The following is a 25012-nucleotide window of genomic DNA, read 5'->3' on the forward strand; positions in this document are numbered from 1 at the left end:
AAGCCCCGCTTCTCCAGTCCGTCAAAGTAGAAATCAGGCCAGCAAATCGGAACGGTGAACGAGCAACAACTGAAGTGCACCAGTCCATACTCTAGCACGAAGTTGTTTTTGGTCTGAAATCACAGGCGCGCCAAGTTGCGAGCTGTTCGACGATGACGCTTTTTGACTGCCGTCACTGTGACCTCCTTCACAGACGGTGAAGAGGTTTCCGCACAGAGAGGTGAAGTCGACATCGGCAATTTTTTCGATCACCTAGTCATTTTCACAGCTGCCGTCTGCGCTGCCGGCCGACCTCCCGCCGCACGCGCAGACGGCTCATCACAAATCGTCCTGGTCGAAAACAACGACTGCACGGTGCTGATTTCGTCCGAATGCAGCCATCCAACCTGCCTGTCTCGGCGCAAGCGGTTGCGTGGACGAGTGCCGGGCTTTGATGTCGCCCTCTCTTGCCGTAAACTCAGGCGATTGCGGTAATCGGGAAATCAGCATGCCTTTCGCCAGCGCGAACGACAGAAATGATCTGCCGCGCCTGGCGCGCATCGATCCGCGCCAGTTCGATATTCTTTTCAGCGGCTGCAAGGTCGAGCGCTACGCCGCCGGCCAGCATCTCTTCGTCCAAGAAGATGCCGCCGACCGCATCTACGGCGTGATGAGCGGGACGGTGGAGATCTCGATCTATTCGCCGGGCGGCCAGAAGCTGGTGGCCAATATCGAGCTGTCGCGCAGCCTGGTCGGAGAGATCGGTGCGCTCGACGGGCGACCGCGCACCGCCACCGCCATCTGCCTGACAAAATGCGAGCTAGTCTCGCTCAGCAGAACGCAACTATTTGATCGTATTGAGAAAAACCCGTCGCTGGCGCGCGCGATGATCGAATTGCTCTGCGCCAGGCTGCGCTGGATCAGCGGCGAACTCGGGGATCAGGCTTTTTTCGGCATCGAGGCCAGGCTGGCGAAGCGGCTGGTCTTCCTGGCCGGCGTCATGGCGGACGCTGCAGGCTGGATTCCGATCTCGCAGTCGGAACTCGGGGAGTTCCTCGGCGCGACGCGCGAATCGGTCAACAAGACGCTCAACGACTGGCGCAATCGCTCGATCATCGCCATCAAGCGCGGTGGTCTGCGCATCACCGACCCCCGCGCGCTGCGCCACATTGCCGAGTCACAGGACGACGACTGACGGGGTAGATACACAGGAAGCGCCGACCCGAATCAGAGTCGCGAAATCAGGTAGTTCAGCGCAGACCGGCTCGGCATGAAGAAATAGCCCCCTCCCCGGGTGGTGACGAATTGCGGGATACCTTTCAGCACCGTGACGTGTTCCCAGGACGGAATCGTGAACCTGCCGTCGCCGTCGCGCGAACCGATCGTTGGGTCCTTTTCGGCAACGAGGCCCTGGAACGAGGTCGACGAAACCCAGGTCTGCTGGATGAATTCATATTGGCGCTCGATATCGGCGTTGAGGCACATGAAGAGCAGCCCCCTTTCGACCGTCGCGCCCTTCCTGCCCCGCTTCTCATAGGTGCGACCGACCCGGACGATCCGGTGACGCTTGCCGATCGTGATCTGGGTTTCGCGATCTTCGCCAAGCGAGTCGCGCGGATTCGACCGGCGTATATGGGCGCCAAGCGGACAGCGATGCCCCTGGGGATCCTCGACGCCGAACGCGAAATCATTGTCGGCGCTGCGTCCTGGCCGGCCATCGGGATTGCGCACCAGCGAGGTACCGTCGGGCCAGCGGCCGAGCATCTTTGCGGCGATCCAGCGCGGAGTGATGGCGGGATCGTGTGCTTCTCGCGCCGCCTGTTCGGCCGCGGCCTTGCAATAATCGTGGAAGGTTTCGACGTGCTGCTGGAACTGGCGCACGACGAGGAAGGAGCCGTTGCGGCCGAAATCGTGCGGAGGCGGCGGCTGGCCTGATATCTGCCGGTTGCGGCGCACCGCCGACAGGATGCCGGCCCGGTCAAGCGACGCCTGGACGGAAGGCGACGCCGGATAGAAACCATGTTCGTCGCGATAGCCGAACAGGAACTCGCCCGGCGCCACAAGATGCATCGGGGCATCGCCGCTGTTGGCACGAGCGGTGCCCCTGACGACCGGTTGCGAGACCCCATCGACGAAGCCGAAATGCTCGACCGCACGCCTGCCTTCACGCTTTACCGCCAAGGGCAGTTCAGCGACGAGCTTCATGCCGGCGGCCGTCGCCTTTCTCTTCATAGTGCCGATCTCGGCCTTCAGGATCTCCGGGCTTTCGGCGTAGCAGACAATCACGGCATCGACCGGTTTCTGCGGCGAGCCCCATTGCCATTTGTCGGGTTTGCTCTCGCCTAGATCATCCAGGATGCGGCTTCGCTCGGGGTTGCCCATGCCGTGGCGAAAGGCGACGGGGAACGTGTTCAGGGGATCGCCATCGACACCGCCGTCCAGACCGAGGCGCCGCAGGCCATCGGGACCGAACGCCACGGTCATCGCACGCGCCGGCGGCACGCCGTCACCGAAGCTGGTTCGCTCGGCGATGAATTCCAGCCACGCCTTGCGCCTGGTCCTGGAAAGGTTCTCCGGCACCGCGATCGCCAGCATATGCGCATGGCCCAGTGAACCGAACGGGCCGAAGAACACGGACTGGATCTCGCCGGTCTCCAACTGTTCGACAGTTGATGCAGCAGGTGCTGCGAGGCTGGTCGCGGCCGCCGCCGTTGCTCGCGGGCGCGGCAAGGACCCGAACAGGCTCAGCCAGTCGCGCGCTTCATTGCCCGTCGCGGTGGCGATGCCGCGCCTGATCCTGGAATTGGCCCGAATGCGCAGCGTGTTGAGGCCGGGATAGGCCGAATACCAGAACAGGGTCGGTATCTGCTGCCGGCGCGCCCAGCGCTTGAAGCGATCGCCGTCGCGCGCGCCGTCAAGAAACAGCCAGCGCGTTCTGGGATAGCCCTCGGTGTTGCTCCAGACACCGGTCAAGCCGGCGGAGGCCTTGGCGATGAAATCCTCGAGGTAGCTCTCCCAACTACCGCCGTAGTTGGAAAAGAACATCAGCTTGTTGGTGCCGGGCAGCAGCACCCAGCGGGCGAAGTGGATTGTGTTGATGGTGGCGAGAAAGCCTGGCTTGAACATCTGCTGCGCCGAGATCGAAATCAGGTAGAAAGAAAGCCTGAGCGCAAGCCGCCTCAGGGTTCCAACCTTCATCGTCGAGACCGCCGTCAGATGGTTCTGCGCGGCGCGGTCCTCATGGGCAAGGATCTTGTCCAGGGCACCGAGATCGACAGGTGTGTTGTGAGGACGGTCGACGTCCTCAAGCCGCCGCAAGGCCAGAAAGCATAGGCCAAGGAACAGCGCCGCCAGCGCCAGAAGTCCGAGCACGCTCAACAGGAGTGCCGTACCGGCAATGGCGATGTTGCCGAAAGTGACACCGGCCGGATTGCCGAACACAAGCACGTACGTCATCCGCCAGCAGGCGAGCACGAGCACGGCAACGCCAACAAGCATAGGCGGGGCCAGCAGGGTCGCCGTTATGGCTCGCCACCACTTTCCCGGCGGTCTTTCGAGCAGGCTTTCGGCGGGCTCGAATGCCCACCCGAACTTTCCCGACGACTGGACATGCTGCCGGGCTTCGTCAAGCACCTTGGCAGCCCCGACATTGGCGGCGCGCGGCCGTTCGACCTCGGCGCGTACAGCTTCGGCGAGCTCGGCCTCGGCCAGGATGCGCTGGACCGAATGGCCCGGCGTGCCCGAAAACACCAACCCGGCGTTGCTGCCGAAAGAGGGCGAGATGTCGACATTGTGCGTGCGCAGGAAGTCATCCAGCGCGCCGCGGTCACGCAGGCCGCAGACGTCCTTGAAAATCGGCCGCAGCCTGTGTCCGATAGCATGCGTGACGGCATTGATGACGTCATCGGTGCTGCCGTCGCCGGAGATTTCGAGGACAAGCGCGCCTCTTTCATGACCTGACGCGTCATCCATCTCGCCTGTGGCGACAACGGCCAGGCTGGCGAAATGGATGGTGCCGGCAGCGTCGAGCGCGGTGCAAATCTCCTCGCTGGCCGGGTTGCCGAGCCCGGCGATCTTGTCGCGGATGGCGTCCAGCGATGCGGCCTGGGTGACCGGGCAGACAACCGTCACCATGGAATGGGTGACCGTCCGGCAAAGAATGTGTCGCTCGAAATCGACTTTGAGGCTGTCCGGGTAGGCGCCGATGTGTGTCATCCGCCCTGCCTTGCCGCGAGCGCGGCGTACGCCTTGCTTCTGGAACAGGGCGCGCAGGCTTTCTCCGATCTGGACCCTGGCGATTTCGGCGCCGATACACAGATGGATACCATGGCCGAACACCAGATAATCGCGATGCGGGCGCAACGTATCGAATTCGTTCGGCCTTTGCACGGCTTCGGCATCGAACATCGCCGAAAGCGTTGCCGGCATCACCACGGTTCCCGCTTTCACCAGGCGCTCACGCGGGGTGCCCCTAGCGATGGTCGCGTCGCGCGCGGTGTAGCGCCACGGGCCGACCCAGATCGGCTTGAAGCGCATGGCTTCCAGTATGGCCCTGTCCAGCTTTTCGGTGTCGTTGCCGGCCAAGGCCGCGTCGATGGCCTGTCGCGCTTCGGGCCGTGACAGGATCACGTCGAGGCAATTGCCGCCGGCAAGCACATTGGTCGGAACAAAGCCGGCGATCATGCCGAGCATGACCGAATGGATGTCGGGCAGTGACAGGCGGCCCTGATCCATAAGGGAGACCAGCCTGGCCAGCGGGCGCTCATCCTTCGTCCCCCTGTCCCTGATCGCTGCAATGGAGCGGTCGATGACCTTGATCAGCCGATCGCCGGCCACCACAGCAAGTTCGCGCGTAGTGGCATTCGCCGTCGGATCCGAAAAGAACAACGCGCTCAATGCTATCGACCAGTCGGCGAATTCGGATTCGTCGTCGATCTCGATGCCGAAATAGTCGCGACAGATGCGTACCGGAACAATCTTCATCAGATCGGCGATCGCGTTGAAGCCTGGGCTGGCGCGGGTCATGATCTCCTGTGAATGACGCGCGGCGATCAGCCTGACGACCGCTTCGACCTCTGCTGGCGGAAAGGCGCTCAGCACCGATGATTTCATGCGCCGGTAGTCGGCGCCGTCCTGCATGCCGAGAATGAAGTTCGAACCCCGCGCCAGCTCGGCCATCTCCGGGCCGTAGGGCGTCTCGAATTCGTCACCGCGTTCTAGTATGTCGCGAACGTCGGCGTTCCTGGTGACGAGCAGGAAATTTCCTATGGCGAGGTTCGGCCAAAACCGGCGCAGCAGAGCCAGCAGCCAGCGAGGATCTTCGAGAAAGAAGCCGGCGATGCGCGCCGCAAAACCTTTGGAACGGAGTCGTCCGAGATCGAATGGCGGCATTTCCGATAGCGGACGCTGGCTTTTCTGGGCCTTGCGAAGGGCATCGAAATACTTGATCCTGATCATGCGCGTTCAAGCCCCCCGGCTGTCCACGTCATTGCGATGCCGGCTAGATATGGCCTAGGTTTGCATCGGTTCCGCGTATGTGAGTTTTTTCACAGTTATCGGTGTTCGGCCATCTCGATCATGCTGCGATCGCTCATTTGGCCAACTCGAAATTGGCGATGAGGAATTCGTTTGCCGCCTTGTCTACGAAGGGTATCCAGCGAACCCGCTGTTCGGAGAAATCCGGGTGCCTGGTCGCAAAAATGGCCAGCTCCCGCTCGGCTTCGTCCTTCCGGCCGCTCCTCATCAACGCGCCGATCTTCAAGAACCTGGCGTAGAAATAGCCAGGGGACAGGTTGAGCGAACGGTCAGCGGCGGCGATTACGGATGACCAGTCCTCGACGAAATTGTAGGCCGCCGCCAATTCCCCCAGATTGTGGAACCGGTAGAGGTCGAAGGGGCTCAAGCGCTCGGTATCGAGAAAAAACGGTATCGCAGCAGCGGCATTGCCAAGCAACAGGTGCGCGCTGCCCATCGCCGAGCGTGCAAAGGCAAAGCTCGGATTGATGTGGATCGCTTCCTCAAGATGTTCGACCGCGGATCTCGGCTCTCCCCGCATGATATCGACAACGCCGAGATGGGCGTGCGGGCGCGCATCCAGACTGTCCATCAGCAGCGCCTTGCACGCGAACTGCTCGACCTTGTTCAAATCGTCGCTGTCGCCGAAACGCAGCCACGCTCGCCAGAAATACCACCATGCCAGTTCGTTCAGCACCGCGCTCGAATTCGGATCTTCGCGGTAGGCCTTTTCGAAGAATTCGAGCGCAGTCTCGGTGTCGCCGCGCGTGCGACGGTTCATGTGCCAGCGCCCGCGCCGCACCAATTGCCAAGTTTCAAGGCTTTCCCACGGCACCTGGAAGGTCCGCGCCTGCTCGGCCCGGTCGACCTCCTTGTCGAGCATCGAAACGATCTCGCTGCCGATCTGGTCGCGCAGATTGAATATGTCGACCAGGTCGCGGTCAAACCGCTGCGACCAGACCAGCCGCCCGTTGGACGCATCGGCAAGCGACGTGTTCAGACGGATTTTTCCACCGTTACGCATCAACGTACCGCTGACGAGATATCGCGCACCAAGTGCGTTGCCGATCACCCGCGTGCCGAGGGTATCGTCGCGAAACTGGAAGCTCGAGCTCTTGGCGATCACCGAGAGCCATCGGGTATTGGAAAGGCCGTAGATGATGTCCTCGGCGATGCCGTCCGCCATGTAGCCGACGTCGCGCTCGCCTCCGTCGCCCCCGAACGGCAGCACGGCGATCGCAGGCGGACCTTTGGGGGATGGCTTCTGCTGACCATGGATTTGTGGAATGGCCGCCAGCGATGCCGTCGGCGACGAAGAACCATTGCTGCTGCGGCCGGCGATCAGAACGCGCACCGGCAGAGCGATGTTCTTCAGCATGAATTCGCCAAGGTCAGTGAATTCAGCGGTCGTCTTGTCCTTCACATGGTGCCATGTCGTCTCCGAAATGGCCAAACCATCGTGCGGGGCAAATTCTTGGATCCTGGCGGCGATATTGACGTCATCGCCATAAAGCCGGCCTCCGCGAACGATGACGTCGCCGGTGTTGATGCCGGCGCGAAAGGGCATGCGCATATCCTCGGCGACCGATTGATTGAGCGCGAGGATGCGGCCCTGGAAATCGAAGGCCGCACGCAGTGCTTCGATCGGATTGCCGAATTCGGCCATGATGCTGTCGCCGGCATCGCCGAAAGTCCGGCCGCCGAATGCGCCACAGCTATCGACGATAATATCACGCCGCTCTTCGAATGCGGCCACGGCGGATTCGTCGTCGATACCCATAAACCGCGAAAATCCAGCGGCATCGATGGAAATGATTGTCGCCAGCTGACGGGTGTAGTTCCGTTCAGCCATGTTCAAGCCCTAGCCCCTTCTGGTTCTGGTCCAGCACAGGCGACTACCCGTTCTTGAACACTTCGCCGCTTTGCTGACAGAAAACTCCCGTCAGGTTGGCACCCCGCCAGAACGCGAAGTTTAGCAGGGTCTTGGAGAAACCTCTACCACGATCAATCGGTCCAGCCGATTACTCGGAGGTCGTCGCAACGGCCACACTAGCTGCTGGTTAGAGGAGGTGCCGAAGACGCGTTTGCTATTGGAATTCAATGATTTTTGCGCAGTTCTGTCGAAACGCCTGGAAGTAAGGAACAGGCTGCGCCTTGGCGCAGTGGAACAAACGCGCATGGAAGCGAGTTTTTACCCAGTCCACGCCGACATCGGATGAGGAACAGGTATGCGTACTGTTGTTTTGGCGGCCAGTGTTGCAGCGTTTCTCATCGGCGGATCAGCTTTTGCCGCTGATGAAGAGCCGCCGCCGGTGCCAAATGCCAAGAAGCTGTCTGAGATCATCGCCAAGGTCGAGCAACGCCCCGACTTTCGCTACGTGAAAGAGGTCGATTGGGATAGCGGCGCCTACACCGTGACCTACTACACGACCGACAAGGCGAAAGTCGAAATCACCTACGACCCGGTGAAGGCCGAGCCGAAATAACAGCGCTGCCACCGCATCGATCCCGCCCGTCAAGACACTGGCCGCCTGATATCGCAAGGCTTCGGCTTCCAGGTGCATTTCCACATACCTTGCGTGATACAGCTTTGATGGCTGACTGCGGTTGTAGCGCCGCGCTTTTGCGCGTAATCCCAAGCGAAAATCGGAATCGATTTTCGCGGGTCATGCGCGATGGTTGCGAGGCATGGGTGCACGACGATGGCAAGGCACGTATTGAAACGCGTCCTGATGATGCTCACCGGCTATCTGGTTGCCGTGCTGGTCGGGCTGATCGCGGTGGTGGCGATCTATGCGGCACTCAGTGCGCTGCCCGGCGCACCGGGATATTTCGACGTGATGGGCGTTACTCCGATCGCGGCGCTGGTGGTGCCGCCGCTCGGCATGTTCATCTATTTCCTGACGATCGTGCTGACCGGCCTGCAAACGCTCGTCTTCGCACTGATTGCCGAATTCTTTTCGCTGCGCAATTTCCTGCTGCACATGCTTTTCAGCGCCGCGGCGTTAGCTGCCGGCTTTGCCCTGATCTGGCCGGCTGCGCCGGAGGATCCCGAACGCTGGCCCGATATCGGCATCATCGCCGCCGCCGGTCTCATCGCGGGTCTGGTCTATTGGCTGATCGCGGGGCGGGACGCCGGATTCCGGCGTCCGCTTCTCATTGCTAGAATTTAGGTCGATGGCGAGCGCATCGCCTCGGTCGCGGCAAGCGCCTGCTGAAGCTTTGTGTCCCGATCGTAGACGTCGTCGAAGTATTCGACCTTGCCGGACATGTCAGGCCAGGCCGTGAAATAGGCGACATAGACCGGGATCGTACGCGTCACATTCTCGGTCGAATGTCCATGCTTCAACTTTTCCGCGATATAATCGACCGAGGTGCCGAGCACGGCCGCTGCCATGCCGCGCGGATCCTGCAGGCGAACGCAGCCGTGGCTGAGAGCTCGCATGTCACGCTCGAAAAACGACTTCTGCGGCGTGTCATGCATGTAGATGGCGTGCTTGTTGGGGAACAGGATCTTCAGTTCGCCCAGCGCATTGGCCTCGCTCGGCTGCTGGCGCACGCTATAGGGTATCTTCGCACCGTAAGCACCCCAGTCGACCGCCGACGAGGGAATGCGCTTGCCGCGCGAATCGGTCACCTCGTAGCCGGCGCGGTCGAGATAGCCCGGATCGCTGCGCAGCCGGGGCAGCATCTCATTGACGATGATCGATTGCGGCACGCCCCAATAGGGGTGGAAATCGACCTGCTCGATTTGGTCATAGAAGAAGGCGGTCTGGTTGGTGGTTCTGCCGATGACGGCGCGGGTCTTCAACTTCTCCTCGCCATTGTCGATATAGCTTGCCGTGAACGCCGGCTGGTTGATGAAGACGCGCGGACTGCCGAGATCGGATGGCAACCAGCGCAGCTCTTCAAGCGCGACCTGCACTTTCTGAATCTTGTCGGCTTTGGACGTGCCGGCCAGCGATGCAACCGTGCGTGGCCCGATGACGCCGTCGCCTTTCATGCCGGCCCTCTTCTGCACCGCCTTGATCACAGGCAACAGCTCCGGATCATAGACCTCGCTGGTACCGAGCCTGGCCAGGGTTTCGCCATAGTCGCCGCCCGTTTCGTCGTCGAGATTGCGTGCGATAAGCGTCAAAAGCTTCGGCAGTTCAGGACTGGTCTCGCCGGGCTTCAGCAACAGCTTGGGATCGACGACGATTTCGTTTTCCGCGCTGGCCTGGAGCGCTTCCAGTTCGACGCGCAGCGCCTGGTATTCCGGGTTCTGCGGATGCCGCGATTCGAGATAGGTGCGCACTTGCTGGGTGTGCGCCAGCGTTTTTAGAGCGCCTTCCATGTCGAGCGGCTTGGGCGGAAAATCATAGTAGCCGGTCATGCGATTGGGATCGACGCGGCCGCTCTGTGCGTCGTGGGCGTAGCGCAGGACGCGCGCCGACAGCGCCATTTCAAAGCGGACGAGCTCTTTCAGACGTTCGTCGGGACTGGCGGTCGATACGCCGGCGACCGGCACTTCGACCGTATAGTCGGCCGGCGCCAGCCCATAGCTTGCCGCTTCGCCGAGCACCCGCACCGCATCCTGCGCGCGAATGTTGGGGCCGGTCCCGGTCACCCAGATGAAATCCGGATTGGCCGAGTAATAGGCGATCAACGCCTTGGCAATGTTAGGTTCGGCATAGAACTCATAGTCGCCGAGCCCGGCAATCGCTTCGCGGAAGGCGTTGCTGGTGAGCGACGGCACAAAGGCAGCGTCCTGCGGGGTCGCCGGCTGTGGTGCTGCCATCAGCGCCGTGAAATCGACGCGCACCAGCCGGTCGGCCTTGTACGTGTAATAAGATGGGCCGCTGATCCTGGCACCGCCGCCGCCATTGGCCGGCACATCTGGTCTCGCCCTGTACTTCGGCGGCGGGGGGAAGTCGCCTTGCGGCGCGTGCCTGATACCGCCGCCGAAAAGCATCTCGAACAGCCCCTGCGCGCCTGCCTGCGGCACACCGAAGGCCAGCGTTGCCGCGACCGCAGCAAGCGGCAGCAGAGTTGCTCTGTTTCCGAGGAACTTCATGAATCACCCGCTCCGGTTGCAACCGGTTCCCGTTCCGCGCCGCTAGACGGTCTTGCCCACCACATGGCGGATGTAAGGCGCGACCATACTGATTCATACCGATTTCGTTAAGCTTCCATAAATTTCGCGGGGGTCTGTTGCAGAACGGTTTCACAAGACCGTTACGGCCGGGGCGAATTTTGGTCCGCTCCGCCCGTAAAAGGGAGCGACGTGTCAGGCGTTGGCGCCACCATCGATTGTCAGCGCGGCGCCGGTCACGAATCGCCCTTCGGGACCGGCAAGCCAAGCGACCATGCCGGCGATCTCTTCGGCCTTGCCGAAGCGAGGCGTCGCCATCTTCTGGCGCTGGTGTTCGGCATGCGGGCCGGTTGCCGGGTTCATATCGGTATCGGTCGAGCCGGGATGAACGACGTTGGCGGTGATGCCGCGCGAACCGAGATCGCGCGCCAATGCCTTGGTCAAGCCGACCAGCGCCGCCTTGCTGGTCGAATAGGCGCTGAGGCTGGTGTCGGTGACACGCTCCGCCAGATTGCTGCCGATCGAGATGATCCTGCCGCCCTCGCCCATATGCGCTGCGGCCGCCTTCGAAGCAACGAACGGGGCTCGGAGATTGACCTCCATGGTTCCATCGAAGTCGGCGAGCGACAGAGTATCAATCGGCGCGGCGCGCCAGATGCCGGCGCTGTTGACGAGGATGTCGAGCCGCCCGAAGGCCCTCACTGCGTCAGCGACAGCCCTTTCGATGGCGGTGGCGTGGCGGTTGTCGGCCTTGATGGCAATGGCATGGCCCCCAGTTGCCTCGATTTCCCCGCCGACCATGCGGGCCTGGTGCTCACTGCTGCTGGTGCCATCGGCCGCGAGCCTTCGTGCAATCGCCGCACCAATGCCGCGGCTGCCGCCGGTGACCAGCGCGGCCTTGCCGTTCAAACTGTTGGATGACATTCATTTCTCCGTTTTTGTAACGATCAATACATAAATATCTGCCAGCCTTGCCCGAGGGCGTCAACTGATTTATGTATCAATCAACACAGAAATGGATGCCATGCCGGAACGAGGCCGCCCCCGCACCTTCGATCGAGCCGCCGCCTTGCGGCGCGCGATGGAGGTGTTTTGGGTCAAGGGCTATGAAGGTGCGTCGATTAGCGAGCTGACGGCCGCAATGGGCATCAACTCACCCAGCCTCTATGCCGCCTTCGGCAGCAAGGAAGCGCTCTTCCTCGAGGCGACCGAGCTCTACACGCGGGTCGAGGGCACCGACATCTGGTCCGCGCTGGAGAAGGCACCGACGGCATGCCAGGCGATCGAGCGCTTCCTGCGCCAGACGGCCAAAGCCTATTCGCAGAAAGATCGTCCGCACGGTTGCCTGATCGCGCTCGGCGCACTGCATGAGGACTCGAGCCGCGGCGTCATCTGCGATGATCTGCGCCGCCGCCGCGCCGAAAACCGCACCGCCCTGCTGAGACGGCTTGAACATGGCGTGGCGAAAGGCGAATTGCCGACGGATTTCGACTGCGGCACGGCCGCGACTTTCTTTGCAACCGTCCAGCACGGCATGTCGATCCAGGCGCGCGATGGCGCGTCGCGCGCGGCGCTCCTGGCGACCGTGACCGGGGCGATGGCGGCCTGGAAGGCGATGGCCGGAGCTGACGCGGCGTGACGAAGGCCGGCTGCGCTTAATGCAGCGATACCGGTTCCCGGTGGCCGGCAACAAAACCGACGGCGCATTCGATCACGCCCTTGTCGGCGAGAATGCGGCGGTGGCCAAGCCCCTCGGCCCAGTAAAGCCGGACGTGATCGCCGGCGCCGGCATAGAGCCTTGCGTGGTCGGCGGAGACCTCGCGGTCGTCCGGCGCATGGATGACCAGCGTTGGCACCGGCGTATGGGCAAGCTGACGGTCGCCGGTGAATTCGCGAAGCGGCCGGCCGGCGATGCGTTCGACCCGATCGGCCATGGCGACCTGCGAGCGCGGGCCGACATTGAGCATGCGGCTGAAGTCGGCAAAGATCGCCGGCAAGGAACTCGGCGCCGCGATCAGCACCAGCCGCCCGGCCGCCAGCGGCGGGATGTTCCCAATCGAACCGGCGATGGCATTGGCGGCGACGGCACCACCGAAGGAATGGCCGACGACCGCCACAAATGGGCCGAACCATTCGCCGGCAATCCGCGCCGCATCGACCGCGTTGACCATTGTCAGACGGCGTCCTTGCGACTGGCCGTGCCCCGGCAGGTCGAGCGAGACAACTCTGTAGCCGGCGTCGCGATAGCCTTCGATCAGCGCGCGCATATATTCGGTTCGCGAACGCCAGCCATGGATGACGAGCACGGTGCCGGCAGCCCGCCTGCCCGGCTCGGGCCGGAATTCATGCACCATGACGCAGCCGGTTTTTGTCTTCAGCCGATGGTGGCGCGCCTCAACCATGAAATCGGCGGCGCGCTCGACGGCGCGACGCTCACCTTCGCTCAGTGCCTTCACGTTCGGCGTGCGGCAGAACAATTCGAACGCCGCGCGCCCGCTGAGACGCGGGGCCACATGTTCGGCCGCCGCAAACACGCCCCGGATGACCTTCAGTCCAAATGATGCCATAGTGGCGATCCATCCATTCGTTCAAGCATGAACATAATAGTTCAAACATGAACATTAAGCAAGAGCTGCCCTGGGACAACCCGCGTTTTCGCAACTGGGTCGCGGTGGCGCGCGCCTGCCATGTGCTGGAACGCACGCTGGCGGTGAAGCTCGCGCCGCTGGATCTGAAGCCGGCGCAGCTTGACGTGCTGATGAACCTTTATCGCCATCCCGGCATGTCTCAGCACGATCTCGCCCGCCGGCTGCTGGTCGGCCGCTCTAACATCACCATGCTTTTGCCGCAGCTCGAAGCGCGCGGCCTGCTGCGGCGTGAAGGCGACGAAAAGGACAAGCGAGTGCTGCGCCTGACCTTGACCGAAGCCGGCACGGAACTGCTGATGCAGGCGCTGAAGGTCCACATGGCGCTTATCGAAAAGGCGATGAGTCAGTCGACGCCGGAAGAGTGCGACATGATCGGCGAGCAGATGCGTAAGGTCGCCGACGTGCTGAAGACTGTCTGACGCGCGTCTTTACCACATCGACTTTTTTGCGCGCTCCGGCCATTCCTTGTCATAGGCCTCGCCGTCGATATTCTTGCGGCTGGTGATTTCCAGTATCTGCCCGGGTGTCGGCAGCGACTTCGGATCGACATGCCTGGCTGGGTTCCATAGTTCCGAGCGGTGGATGGCGCGGGCACACTGGAAATAGACCGAATCGACTGAAATGACGGTGACCGAACGGGCCGGCTTGCCGTCGACACTGAACGAGGCGCACAGCTCGGGGTCGGTGGTGATCCGGGCGCGGCCATTGATGCGCAGCGTCGTGCCGGAGCCGGGTACCAGGAACAGAAGACCAACCCGCGGATCGCGAAGGATATTTCGGAGCGAATCGGCACGGTTGTTGCCGCGCCGGTCCGGCATCATCAGGGTTTTCGGATCATGGATGCGGACGAAGCCGGCAAGATCGCCGCGCGGCGAGCAGTCCAGACCTTCCGGTCCGCTGGTCGCCAACGCCACGAAAGGCGAAGCTTCGATGAAGGCAGCGTATTCAGGAATGACGTGGTCGAGTTCCTTGACCAGCGAGGTTTCGCCGGGCAGGCCGTAGAGGGCTTCGAGCTGTTCGACCGTGGTGATAGCGGACATTTTCGTCTCCGAATGCCCGCCGCCGTTACTCCTGGTCCATAATGCTTTCGCGACAATGGATGACTGGGAGCTAGCGATCGCGGCTTAGGCCTTTTTCCTCGAGCTCGGCGAGATAGGCGGCCCAGCGCGCCTCCTTCTCGTGACCCAGCGTATGCAGGTAGTTCCAGGTGAAGATGCCAGTGTCGTGGAAATCGTCGAAGGTGATGCGGACGGCATAGTTGCCGACCGGTTCGATCTTCAGGATCGCAACGTCGCGCTTGCCAGGGACGGTGACCCGCTGTTCGGGCGAATGGCCCTGCACTTCGGCCGAAGGCGAGGCAACGCGTAAAAGCTCAGCCGGCAGCTCGAACGGTTGATGATCCGGGAACGTCACGGTGAGCAGCTTGCGGTCCTTCGAGACCCTTAGTTCTTTCGGCGCTGGCATGGTGGTGGATCCCGCATCAATCCGCCCTTCCCTACGCCGCTTCGCCCAACGGGAAAAGGCTATTTAGCGCCGGCCGACAAGAGATGTCGGCCAGGAAATGTTACCAAAGATCGAGAACGGCTATCTTGAATGGCAGGTTGGATCGTATCACATAGCCATATATAACGAAGTCGTTCGCGGCCAACGGGAAACACATAGCATGGACATGATCGATCCTTTCGGTCGCACGATCAGCTATCTGCGGGTGTCGGTCACCGACCGTTGCGATTTCCGCTGCACCTATTGCATGGCAGAGGACATGACGTTCCTGCCCAAGAAGGATCTGCTGTCGCTGGAGGAACTCGACCGGCTCTGCACCGTCTTCATCGAAAAGGGCGTCAGGAAGCTGCGCCTCACCGGCGGCGAACCGCTGGTGCGCAAGAACATCATGCATCTGGTGCGCCAGCTTTCGCGGCACCTGAAAAGCGGAGCGCTGGAAGAACTAACGCTGACCACCAACGGCTCGCAGCTTTCGCGCTTCGCCGCGGAACTCGCCGATTGCGGGGTCAAGCGCATCAATGTCTCGCTGGATACGCTCGACGCCGACAAGTTCCACCAGATCACCCGCTGGGGCAATCTCGGCAAGGTCATGGAGGGCATCGACGCGGCGCAGGCTGCGGGCCTGAAGGTGAAGCTCAACGCAGTCGCGTTGAAGGACTTCAATGATGCCGAGCTACCAGAAATGCTGCGCTGGGCGCACGGCCGAGGCATGGACCTCACCGTCATCGAAACCATGCCGATGGGCGAGATCGACGCCGACCGCACCGACCAGTATCTGCCGCTGTCGCTGCTGCGCGCCACATTGGAGCGCCAGTTCACGCTGACCGACATCCCCTACAAGACCGGCGGCCCGGCCCGCTACGTCCATGTCACCGAGACCGGCGGCAGGCTCGGCTTCATCACGCCGATGACGCATAATTTCTGCGAGAGCTGCAACCGCGTCCGGCTGACCTGCACCGGCACGCTCTATATGTGCCTCGGCCAGGAAGACGCCGCCGACCTGCGCGCACCGTTGCGTGCCTCGGAAGGCAACGAACTGGTCGCCAGCGCCATCGATGAGGCCATCAGCCGCAAGCCGAAGGGCCATGATTTCATCATCGACCGGCGCACCAACCGCCCCTCGGTGTCGCGGCATATGAGCGTCACCGGCGGCTGATTTTTTCGCCGATTTCATGCAAGATCGCCTCCAGTCATTGGCTGGGGGTGATGGCATGAAGCATTTCTTCTCGATTCTGGCATCTTTGGCCGCGATTGCTACGTCCGACGCAACTGCCGCGCCGTTCACTTATACCAATGCACGCTTCGGCACCGTCTGCACCTTTCCGGATGAGATCTTCACTCTTCGCCAGCCTGAGCCGGACAATGGCGATGGACAAAAGTGGCTCGCGACCGATGGCGCCGGCCTGATCTGTTCGGGCATCCTCAATATCGATGACGACACCCCGGAAGGCTTCGTCGCCGCCGAGAAGGCCAGCAAGGAACCTGGCTACAAGATCACCTACAGCAAGACCGGCAAGGACTGGGCGGTGCTGTCGGGCATCAGAGGCGAGAACATCTTCTACGAACGCCGTCTGTTCGGGAAAGACGGTGTCATCCGCACGGTCTGGATCGACTATCCGCCAGCCCTGAAATCGAAATACGACCCGCTCGTCGGTGCCATCGCCGGCAGCCTCAGGGGGCCGTGAGCATCCGGCCACCTCTGGAGCTTATTCGCAGCCGGTTGTTTTTCCTGACGAATCAAGGCTGACGCGTATAGTCGTATTGCACGGCGAGCCATTTCTTACCGCTGCCATTGGCCTGAAGGAAATGCTGCTCGGCCACTTCGTGGTTGTCGCCATCCTTGGTAATGACGAAATCCGAGGCCGTGAACCGCCCTTCGACCTCGGGCCCGAAGCCGACAAAGCCAAGCGGCTCGAACAGCAGCGAAATCTTGCCGTGCTCTTCGCCTCCAAAACTCCAGGCGGGCATGATCCCGGCCGGGAACCGGGTATCCATGGAAACATATTTCCAGCGGCCTTCCACCCGGTCATAGCTCAGATAGGCAATGCGCTGGAAATCGGGGATTTTGGAGCCAGGAGCCGGGCGCATCACCTCCTGCATGAAAGGGCCGATCATCGTGCGCTCGGCCACAAGCCCGGTCATCACGATCGGCTGGGCGCCGGGCGTGGGCCAGATCGTATTGACGACATTCCATTTGCCGAGACGACGCGCGAGCTGATCGGCCTCGGGACCCGGCGCCGACATTTTTTCGACAGCCGACGCCGAAGTGCCGTTGTCGGCGAACGCCGGCGCCGCCAACATGAGGACAGCCGCAAGAGCGGAAGAAAACCGAAATGTCGACGAAACATGCCGCTTGCGGCTTGTGCCAAGCCGGGTTGTATTGCCTCGCTTTTTCACCATGATGGATCACCTCGCAGGATAGGGTCAGAAGCCTATAAATAGCGATTCTGACAGATTTTACGGGCCAAATTAGATGTCGTCGAAAAATCCTTTTTGAGCTGCGGGCCTTTCGATTTACCCGGCGCTCCGGTCGTGGCCCAGTCCTTTGACGTTGCTGTTTTGTGACCGGCTGCTACAGGCTTGGCGAAAAGCAGAACCGGTAATCGCCTTGCCCTTTTCCCCAAATATTCGTGGCGCGCTGTTCATGGTTGTGGCCATGGTCGGCTTCACCCTCAACGACGCCATCACCAAGGTCTCGTCGGAATCGATGAACATGGCGCAAGTCATGCTGATCCGCGGCGCCTTCGCTTCGCTTTTCGTTGGCCTGCTGGCATGGCAGCGTGGCGCACTTGCCTTGCCGGGCTCGATGCTGCAGCCAATGGTGGCGATACGCGTGCTCGGCGAAGCTGGCGCCACCGTAAGCTTCCTCGTCGCTCTTGCGCATTTGCCGATCGCCAATGTCTCGGCCGTTCTGCAGGCGCTGCCGCTGGCGGTGACGATGGGTGCAGCCCTTGTGTTTAACGAGGGCGTCGGGTGGCGGCGCTGGCTGGCCATCGCCGTCGGTTTTGCCGGCGTGCTGATCATCGTTCGGCCAGGCTTCGAAGGGTTCAGCGTCTTTTCGCTGCTCGCGCTAACCAGCGTCGCCTGTTGTGCGGTCCGCGATCTCGCCACCAAGCGGATACCGCAAGCCATTCCGACGCTGCTCGTGTCGACTGCCACGGCGCTTGCCATGACAGTCCTGGGCGCGGCACTGCTTTCGCCGATGGGTGGCTGGACACCAATGACGGGAGAAAGCACGGCCTTCCTGGCGCTGGCGGCGGTGCTGGTGCTCATCGGCTATCAATTCATCATCATGGCCATGCGGGCGGGCGATATCTCCTTCATCGCGCCGTTCCGCTACACGGCCCTGCTCTGGTCGATCCTGCTCGGCCTCACCATCTTCGGCGACGTTCCCGACCTGCCGATGATCCTCGGCGCCACCGTGATCATCGGCTCTGGCCTCTACGCACTCTACCGCGAAAGGGTTGTTGGCCGGCGAAAAACCGCCGCTGAAAGTGCTGGACCGGACATGGCTCCGGACGGCATATAAGTCCGATTTGAAGGCAGCCCGATTTGAAACGCTCTGATTTCGAGGGCTGGCGCATAGGCGGCGAGCGATGAGCCAAGACGTTGCGGGGATCATACTGGCTGGCGGCCAGTCGCGACGAATGGGTGGCGGCGACAAGACGCTGCTTTCATTCGGCGATGGCAGCCTGCTGAGCCGCATCGTTTCGCGCCTTGCCCCACAGGTGGGGCCACTGGCACTCAGCGCCAACGGCGATCCGGCGCGGTTTGCTGGATTCGGACTGCCGGTGCTTGCCGATACCGTGGAGGGCTTTGCCGGACCGCTTGCCGGGATTCTGACCGGCCTCGAATGGGCGTCCATGGCCTGCGATGCGGTGGTGACGGTTGCCGGCGACACGCCTTTCCTGCCAAAGAATCTCGTTGAGCGGCTGGTTGCGGCGGCCGACGAGCGCCCGGGCTCGATCGCAGTCGCCTGTTCCGGCGGCAAGCGGCATCCGACCTTTGCGCTGTGGCCGGCAGAACTTCACGATGCCTTGCGGCGTTTCCTGGTCGATGAGGGCAACCGGCGGGTTTCCGCCTTCATCGACCGGCATGGCTTTGTCGAAGTGGAATTTCCGATGCTGAAATCCGGCGGGCGCGAGATCGATCCGTTCTTCAACATCAACACGCCCGACGATCTTGCAGTAGCCGGGCGTCTGCTGCAGAGCGTGGAGCCATGACCAAGCGCGTTTTCGGCATCACCGGCTGGAAGAATTCCGGCAAGACGACACTGACCGAAAGGCTGGTCAGCGAACTTGTCCGGCGCGGCTGGAAGGTGTCGACGGTGAAACATGCCCATCACGATTTCGACATCGACAAGCCGGGTGCGGACAGCTTTCGCCACCGCCAGGCCGGCGCCGTGGAGGTTGCGGTCGTGTCGGGCCGACGCTGGGCGCTGATGCATGAATTGCGCGGCGAGGACGAGCCGACGCTGGATGCGATCCTGTCGCGGCTCGCGCCGTCCGACATCGTCCTGGTCGAGGGCTACAAGCGCGAGGGACACAGCAAGATCGAGACGCGGCGGATGGAGGCGAAGGACCGGACGCCGCTTTCGGCAAATGACCCGCATATCGTCGCCATTGCCGCCGACTTTGCGATCGACGGAGAAGGCCTGCCGGTGTTCGATCTCGACGACACCAAATCGATAGCCGACTTTATTGAGCGCGTCACGGGCCTGACGCGCTGACGGCATCGCTCGACCGCCCTCCCTGCCGGTTCCAGCGTCTCACCCAGCGTCACCTTTGGTTGGCGATGCAAATCTCGCAAGCAACGGTTTTACAGTTGCTTTTTTTGGGGAAAGAGTGGGAGTATCGCTGTAGCGGGCGGTCAAAAGCACCGCCCACAGAGCCGTTTGGAACGACGGCCGGGACAATAAAGAGAGGATCATCATGCGTATTGCATTGCGTATCGCGCTTGCCGCTTCGGCAGCGCTACTGACACTTGGCGTTGCCCAGGCGCAGGAAAAAACCTTGCGGATCGGCACGGAGGGAGCCTATCCGCCCTTCAACAATCTGACCGCCGACGGCCAGCTCGTTGGCTTCGATATCGACATCGCCAAGGCACTCTGCGACGAGATGAAGGTGAAGTGCACCTTCGTCGCGCAGGATTGGGACGGCATCATCCCGGCGCTTCAGGCCGGCAAGTTCGACGCCATCGTCGCGTCGATGTCGATCACGCCGGAGCGCGCCGAGAAGGTCGACTTCACCCACAAATACTACAACACGCCGCCAGCGATCGTCGCGCCGAAAGACAGCGACATCAAGGGCGTGAGCAAGGAAGACCTAGCCGGTAAGACGATCGGCGTACAGGGTTCGACCACGCACTTCAACTATTCGACCGCAACCTACACCGACAGCACCATCAAGCCCTACCCGACCGCGCAGGAATACCAACTCGACCTCGCCAACGGCCGCCTCGATGCCGCCAATGACGACATCGTCGTGCTGCAGCAGTGGCTGGATTCGCCTGATGGCGCCTGCTGCAAGCTGATCGGTACGATCAAGCCCGACGAGAAGATCCACGGCCCGGGCGCCGGCATCGCGGTGCGCAAGGGCGAGACCGACCTGGTCAACCAGTTCAATGCGGCGATCGACGCCATTCGCGCCAACGGAAAGTACAAGGAAATCAACGACAAGTACTTCAAGTTCGACGTCTACGGCGGCGAATCCTGATCCTCAGGATCGACCTGAGAACGGCGGGGACAGTCCCGCCGTTCTCATAAAGACGCCGCGCAGGACGGGTGACGCAGGCGCGGCTCTCAAAAGAGCAGATGCGGGAGAACAGGCAGGCGGATGCAGAGCGTATGGACGCTTCTCAGTTGGGGCCCTGAGGGCTGGCTCGACGACATCGGCTATGGCGTTTTCATCACCGTTTTGCTTGCCGCCGCGACCCTGCCGGTCGGTCTGATAATCGGCTTTATGGTCTCACTGGCCAAGCAATCCAATGAACCGTCGCTGCGGTTGGCTGGCAATATCTACACCACGATCTTCCGTGGACTGCCTGAACTGCTGACCCTGTTCATGATCTTTTTCGGTGCCCAGATCGGCATCCAGCGAGTGATGCGCCTCTATGACCCGGCCGCCACGGTCGAAGTGAACGCTTTTGTTTCCGGCATGATCGCGCTCGGCGTCGTCTTCTCGTCCTACGCCAGCGAGGTCTTCCTGTCGGCATTCCGTGCCATCCCGAAGGGACAGTACGAGGGAGGGTATTCGATCGGGCTGTCCAGCGGCCAGACGATGCGCCTCGTGGTGCTGCCGCAGCTTATCCGCATCGCCTTGCCCGGCCTTGCCAATTTGTGGCTGATCTTGCTCAAGGACACCGCACTGGTGTCTGCCGTTGGCCTCACCGACATATTGCGGCAGGCGGGCGTCGCCGCCCGCGTCACCAAGCATGCGTTCCTGTTTTTCAGTGTCGCCGGCCTGATCTATCTGCTTCTCGCCATCGTATCCTCCTTCGGCATTCATGCGATCGAACGTGCGGTAGGGCGGCAGGAGGTGCAACGATGAGCGTTGTCGCCACCGACGCCGCCGAGGTCGAGCGGCCGCCGGCGCTGCCTCGCGGCTGGCCGCGGCACCGTATCCTCGGCTATGCGCTGGTCTGCCTGTGGGGTGCTTTTCTCGCCGGGATCGTCGCCTATCTCGTTCTCGCTTGGAACGGCGAGCTTTTCGCGAAATACGCACCGTCCTATATGACGGGCCTTGGCGTAACGCTTCTTCTGGTTTCCATCTCGATCGTGCTCGGCGCGATCCTGTCGGTACCGATAGCCTATGCCCGCATGTCGAAGAACCGGGTCCTGTCCGGGCTCGCCTATGCCTATGTCTATTTTTTCCGCGGCACGCCGCTGCTTGCCCAGACTTTCCTCGTCTACTACGGCGTCGGCTCGTTCCGGCCGCAGCTTCAGGCCGTTGCGTTGTATCTCCCTGTTGTCAGTAACTGGCTTGCAGTTCCCTTAGGAGACTACTTACCTCAACTGGATATTCCCCTTGGGATTACGATCGCAAGATTGACCCTTTGGGATTTCTTCCGCGAAGCGTTCAACTGCGCAATTTTCGCCTTCTCGCTCAACACCGCCGCCTATCAGGCCGAAATCCTGCGCGGTGCGATCCAGAGCGTGCCGAGGGGCCAGTGGGAAGGTGCAGCCTCGCTCGGTCTGCACAAACTGCAGACATTGTGGAAGATCGTCCTGCCGCAAGCGCTGATCGTCGCCTTGCGACCCTATGGCAACGAGATCATCCTGATGATCAAGGGCTCGGCGATCGTCGCCATCATCACCGTCTACGACCTGATGGGTATCACGCGGCTCACCTATTCGCGCACGTTCGACTTCCAGTCCTATTTGTGGGCGGCGATTATCTATCTGGTCATTGTCGAAACGCTGCGCCATGGGATCGAATGGATCGAACGGCGCATCACGATACACTTGCACCGCTGACTCCCATCACCCTGCCTGATCCGGTAAGAAGGCCGGAAAGCAGGCTTCTAAGGGATTCGAAAACATGGCATCGGTGGCATTTCTCGGTCTTGGCGTCATGGGTTATCCGATGGCCGGGCACCTCAGGAACAAGGGCGGCCACGACGTCACCGTCTACAACCGCACCAGGGCGAAGGCCGAGCAATGGGTTGGCCAGCATGGCGGCAGCGTCGCTGCAACTCCAGCCGAAGCCGCAGACGGCAAGGATTTCGTCTTCTCCTGCGTCGGCAATGACGACGACGTGCGCGCGGTGACTACAGGTGCCGAAGGCGCCTTCAAGTCGATGAAGAAGGGCGCGGTCTATATCGACAACACCACGGCGTCGGCCGAAGTCGCCCGCGAACTGGCCGAGAAGGCTGAAGCGCAAGGGTTTTCTTTCCTCGACGCGCCGGTTTCCGGCGGCCAGGCCGGCGCGGAAAACGGCGCGCTGACCGTCATGGTCGGCGGTGAGCAAAAAGCCTTCGGTAAAGCCAAACCCGTGATTGACGCCTATGCTCGCATGGTCGGGCTGATGGGGCCGGCAGGTGCCGGCCAACTCACCAAGATGATCAACCAGATCGTTATTGCCGGCCTCGTCCAGGGACTGGCCGAGGGCATCCATTTCGGCAAGAAGGCCGGGCTCGACATCGAAAAGGTCATCGAGGTGATTTCGAAAGGTGCTGCCGGTTCGTGGCAGATGGAGAACCGGTACAAGACGATGAATGCCGGCAAGTATGATTTCGGCTTTGCCGTCGACTGGATGCGCAAGGATCTCGGCATCTGCCTCGCCGAGGCCGACCGCAATGGCGCGAAACTGCCGGTGGCGGCGCTTGTCGACCAGTTCTACAAGGATGTGCAGGAGATGGGCGGCAGGCGCTGGGATACCTCTTCTCTGCTGGCGCGGCTGGAAAGATAAGGCTTTTGCGGCGATGCCCCTGCCCGATCCAAGCTGGACCGCAGATGCGATCGTCGCCCATCTGAGGGCAATCGGCACTGCGGAGAACCGTGCCGGCATGGCGCGGTTCGGCATCAACACAGCAACCGCGCTCGGCGTCGGCAATTCCGACCTGCGCCCGCTGGCGCGCAAGGTGAAATGCAACCACGAGCGCGCGCTGGTGCTGTGGGACAGCGGCATACGCGAGGCGCGGCTTATGGCAGCGTTCACCGGCGAGCCCAAGAAAGTCACCATCGATCAATGCCGGCGCTGGGCCGGCAACTTCGATTCCTGGGAGATCGTCGACAGCGTCTCGGACCTGTTTGCTGATACGCCGTTCTGGCGCGAGTTGGTCGACGAATTCGCCGCCGACGAGCGCGAATTCGTGCGCCGCACCGCTTTTGCCATGCTGGCGTGGGCAGCGGTGCACCTGAAGAAGGAGCCGGACGCGACTTTCGTCTCCTATCTGCCATTGGTCGAAGCGCATGCAGGCGATCCACGCAATTTCGTCAGGAAGGCGGTCAACTGGGCGCTCCGTCAAATCGGCAAGCGATCGATGGGCTTGCACGGCCCTGCCCTTGCTGTTGCCGAAAGGCTGGCGCAATCGACTGACAAGACAGCGCGCTGGATCGGCAAGGATGCAGTCAAGGAACTTTCCGATGTCAAAACGCTCGAGCGGCTCGCTAGGAAAGCTTGACGGAGCCGACATCGGTTTCACTGAGGTGACACGATCGACGCGCGCCGATTTCGAGAACCTGTTCGAGCAGCCAGGTGCGCCGAAATATTGCTGGTGCATGGCCTGGCGCCTTCTCTCCAGCCGCGAGCACGTGCCCAACGACGAGAAGAAACGCGCGATGATGGCGCTCATCGAGGCCGGCACACCGGTCGGGATTGTCGCCCATCTCGAAGGCAGGACCGTCGGCTGGTGCTCGGTCGCGCCGCGTGAAACCTACCGCAAGCTGTCGCGGCAGCAGGACGACACCGAGACAGATGTCTGGTCGATCGTCTGCTTCTATGTACCGAGAGCCTTGCGCGGCGGCGGATTGGCGGCAGCGCTGCTCGATGCTGCCATCGATCACGCATTCGCCAAAGGCGCGAGCACGATCGAGGCCTACCCGGTCGATCAGGCATCACCCAGCTACAGCTTCATGGGGTTTCGCAACATGTTCGTCGCCCGCGGGTTCCGCGAGATCGGCATGACCGGCTCGCGCCGGCATGTGATGCGGTTGGAACGTTGACGCTGCCGGCGACCGCGGCTTTACTCGATGTCAAAAGGAACTGCCGATGCGTAATCGTCTCAAATCAGGCTTGGCCCTGGCAGCCGCGTTGTTCGTGTCCATTGCCCCTGCTAACGCCTCGGCTGAAACCGCGCGCATATTCTGGAAGGATCTGCGCCCGGCGACCCAGGCCGCCGCCGAAAGCGTCGGCCTGCCGATGATCGCGGCAAAAATGCCCGACCACGGCGAGACGCTGTCGCTCAACCTGCAGGACAAGACCGTCCAACTGGCAGGCTACGCGCTGCCGGTCGATCGCGACGGTGATCTTGTCTACCAGTTCCTGCTGGTGCCGTGGACAGGTGCGTGCAGCCACATGCCGACGCCGCCGCCCAACCAGATCGTTCTCGTCACGCCGGCCCATCCCTACAGGATGTCGGAGGCATATGAGCCCGTTTCGGTCACCGGCGCGCTGAAGCCGGGCATGGAGAAAAGCCAGCTTTTCATCCTCGACGGGGTCAGCGTCATCCAGTCGGGTTATACGGTGCGCAAGGCAGAGGTGGCGCGCGTCGACACGGTTCCCGACACGATCACGCTGCCGGTGATCTCGCCCTGGAGTTTCCTCAACAAAAAGAAGAGCTAACGAAGTAAGTC

Annotated in this window: 25 protein-coding genes and 1 pseudogene; 17 read left to right on the plus strand and 9 right to left on the minus strand. The window is 61.8% G+C overall.

The window, feature by feature from the left end:
• Positions 1–33: 33 nt before the first annotated feature.
• Complete coding sequence (locus EN859_RS00910; protein WP_127851963.1) at positions 34–252, minus strand: hypothetical protein; 219 nt, start codon at positions 250–252, stop codon at positions 34–36.
• Positions 253–487: 235 nt separating this feature from the next.
• Between EN859_RS00910 and EN859_RS00915 the strand changes: the two genes are divergently transcribed.
• Positions 488–1174, plus strand: coding sequence for a Crp/Fnr family transcriptional regulator (locus tag EN859_RS00915; RefSeq protein WP_127851964.1), 687 nt, complete (start codon positions 488–490; stop codon positions 1172–1174).
• 32 nt (positions 1175–1206) lie between these two features.
• On the opposite strand, the gene EN859_RS00920 is transcribed toward EN859_RS00915, so the two are convergent.
• Entirely contained in the window at positions 1207–5436 is a 4230-nt protein-coding gene (locus EN859_RS00920) for a cytochrome P450 (RefSeq protein WP_127851965.1), read from the minus strand.
• Between the two features lie 133 nt (positions 5437–5569).
• Entirely contained in the window at positions 5570–7345 is a 1776-nt protein-coding gene (locus EN859_RS00925; RefSeq protein ID WP_127851966.1) for a tetratricopeptide repeat protein, read from the minus strand.
• A gap of 376 nt (positions 7346–7721) precedes the next feature.
• On the opposite strand from EN859_RS00925, the gene EN859_RS00930 reads away from it, so the two are divergent.
• Positions 7722–7979 (plus strand): PepSY domain-containing protein, encoded by a 258-nt coding sequence (locus tag EN859_RS00930; RefSeq protein WP_127851967.1) that lies wholly within the window; start codon positions 7722–7724, stop codon positions 7977–7979.
• A 216-nt stretch (positions 7980–8195) separates the two neighbouring features.
• On the plus strand, positions 8196–8666 hold the full coding sequence (locus tag EN859_RS00935; protein ID WP_127851968.1) for a hypothetical protein: 471 nt from the start codon (positions 8196–8198) through the stop codon (positions 8664–8666).
• Here the strand turns inward: EN859_RS00935 and EN859_RS00940 are convergent.
• The gene (locus EN859_RS00940; RefSeq protein WP_127851969.1) at positions 8663–10549 is read right to left on the minus strand and encodes a murein L,D-transpeptidase; all 1887 of its coding nucleotides are present in this window, start codon (positions 10547–10549) and stop codon (positions 8663–8665) included. The genes EN859_RS00935 and EN859_RS00940 overlap by 4 nt on opposite strands.
• Before the next feature lie 213 nt (positions 10550–10762).
• A complete protein-coding gene (locus EN859_RS00945; protein WP_127851970.1) occupies positions 10763–11491 on the minus strand; it encodes an SDR family oxidoreductase in 729 nt (242 codons plus the stop codon).
• Between the two features lie 100 nt (positions 11492–11591).
• Between EN859_RS00945 and EN859_RS00950 the strand changes: the two genes are divergently transcribed.
• Positions 11592–12206, plus strand: coding sequence for a TetR/AcrR family transcriptional regulator (locus tag EN859_RS00950; protein ID WP_127851971.1), 615 nt, complete (start codon positions 11592–11594; stop codon positions 12204–12206).
• Positions 12207–12222: 16 nt separating this feature from the next.
• On the opposite strand, the gene EN859_RS00955 is transcribed toward EN859_RS00950, so the two are convergent.
• Positions 12223–13134: an alpha/beta hydrolase gene (locus EN859_RS00955; protein WP_127851972.1), complete on the minus strand. Its 912-nt coding sequence runs from the start codon at positions 13132–13134 to the stop codon at positions 12223–12225.
• A gap of 47 nt (positions 13135–13181) precedes the next feature.
• Here EN859_RS00955 and EN859_RS00960 point away from each other — a divergent pair, with 47 nt between their 5' ends.
• Positions 13182–13634 (plus strand): MarR family transcriptional regulator, encoded by a 453-nt coding sequence (locus tag EN859_RS00960; protein WP_127851973.1) that lies wholly within the window; start codon positions 13182–13184, stop codon positions 13632–13634.
• 9 nt (positions 13635–13643) lie between these two features.
• On the opposite strand, the gene EN859_RS00965 is transcribed toward EN859_RS00960, so the two are convergent.
• Positions 13644–14255, minus strand: coding sequence for a pyridoxamine 5'-phosphate oxidase family protein (locus tag EN859_RS00965; protein ID WP_127851974.1), 612 nt, complete (start codon positions 14253–14255; stop codon positions 13644–13646).
• 70 nt (positions 14256–14325) lie between these two features.
• Positions 14326–14679, minus strand: coding sequence for a DUF971 domain-containing protein (locus tag EN859_RS00970; protein WP_127851975.1), 354 nt, complete (start codon positions 14677–14679; stop codon positions 14326–14328).
• Positions 14680–14878: 199 nt separating this feature from the next.
• Here EN859_RS00970 and moaA point away from each other — a divergent pair, with 199 nt between their 5' ends.
• A complete protein-coding gene (gene moaA / locus EN859_RS00975; protein ID WP_127851976.1) occupies positions 14879–15874 on the plus strand; it encodes a GTP 3',8-cyclase MoaA in 996 nt (331 codons plus the stop codon).
• A gap of 55 nt (positions 15875–15929) precedes the next feature.
• A complete protein-coding gene (locus EN859_RS00980) occupies positions 15930–16403 on the plus strand; it encodes a hypothetical protein (RefSeq protein WP_127851977.1) in 474 nt (157 codons plus the stop codon).
• Between the two features lie 52 nt (positions 16404–16455).
• Here the strand turns inward: EN859_RS00980 and EN859_RS00985 are convergent, their stop codons facing one another.
• Positions 16456–17019 (minus strand): DUF1579 family protein, encoded by a 564-nt coding sequence (locus EN859_RS00985; RefSeq protein ID WP_189501611.1) that lies wholly within the window; start codon positions 17017–17019, stop codon positions 16456–16458.
• A gap of 307 nt (positions 17020–17326) precedes the next feature.
• On the opposite strand from EN859_RS00985, the gene EN859_RS00990 reads away from it, so the two are divergent.
• The 10 genes and pseudogenes from EN859_RS00990 to EN859_RS01035 all read left to right on the plus strand — a co-directional run bounded on the left by EN859_RS00990 (position 17327) and on the right by EN859_RS01035 (position 25001).
• Positions 17327–18247, plus strand: a complete 921-nt coding sequence (locus EN859_RS00990; RefSeq protein ID WP_127851979.1) for a DMT family transporter — start codon at positions 17327–17329, stop codon at positions 18245–18247.
• Positions 18248–18314: 67 nt separating this feature from the next.
• Positions 18315–18941: a molybdenum cofactor guanylyltransferase MobA gene (mobA, locus tag EN859_RS00995; RefSeq protein WP_127851980.1), complete on the plus strand. Its 627-nt coding sequence runs from the start codon at positions 18315–18317 to the stop codon at positions 18939–18941.
• Positions 18938–19447, plus strand: a complete 510-nt coding sequence (gene mobB, locus EN859_RS01000) for a molybdopterin-guanine dinucleotide biosynthesis protein B (RefSeq protein WP_127851981.1) — start codon at positions 18938–18940, stop codon at positions 19445–19447. The genes mobA and mobB overlap by 4 nt, the downstream gene beginning before the upstream one ends.
• A 202-nt stretch (positions 19448–19649) precedes the next feature.
• Positions 19650–20432, plus strand: coding sequence for an ABC transporter substrate-binding protein (locus EN859_RS01005; RefSeq protein WP_127851982.1), 783 nt, complete (start codon positions 19650–19652; stop codon positions 20430–20432).
• Positions 20433–20552: 120 nt separating this feature from the next.
• A complete protein-coding gene (locus EN859_RS01010; RefSeq protein WP_127851983.1) occupies positions 20553–21266 on the plus strand; it encodes an ABC transporter permease in 714 nt (237 codons plus the stop codon).
• Complete coding sequence (locus EN859_RS01015; RefSeq protein WP_127851984.1) at positions 21263–22192, plus strand: ABC transporter permease; 930 nt, start codon at positions 21263–21265, stop codon at positions 22190–22192. Before EN859_RS01010 ends, EN859_RS01015 begins: the two co-directional genes overlap by 4 nt.
• Before the next feature lie 58 nt (positions 22193–22250).
• A pseudogene (locus EN859_RS01020) lies at positions 22251–23126 on the plus strand (NAD(P)-dependent oxidoreductase); the annotation flags it as partial.
• 13 nt (positions 23127–23139) lie between these two features.
• Positions 23140–23841, plus strand: coding sequence for a DNA alkylation repair protein (locus EN859_RS01025; protein WP_127851986.1), 702 nt, complete (start codon positions 23140–23142; stop codon positions 23839–23841).
• A complete protein-coding gene (locus tag EN859_RS01030; protein WP_127851987.1) occupies positions 23804–24382 on the plus strand; it encodes a GNAT family N-acetyltransferase in 579 nt (192 codons plus the stop codon). The genes EN859_RS01025 and EN859_RS01030 overlap by 38 nt, the downstream gene beginning before the upstream one ends.
• Before the next feature lie 46 nt (positions 24383–24428).
• Positions 24429–25001 carry a DUF3299 domain-containing protein gene (locus EN859_RS01035; protein ID WP_127851988.1) on the plus strand — a complete coding sequence of 191 codons (573 nt, stop codon included), beginning with the start codon at positions 24429–24431 and terminating at the stop codon, positions 24999–25001.
• Positions 25002–25012 lie beyond the last annotated feature (11 nt).

Source organism: Mesorhizobium sp. M00.F.Ca.ET.216.01.1.1, assembly GCF_004010325.2.
GTDB lineage: Bacteria > Pseudomonadota > Alphaproteobacteria > Rhizobiales > Rhizobiaceae > Mesorhizobium.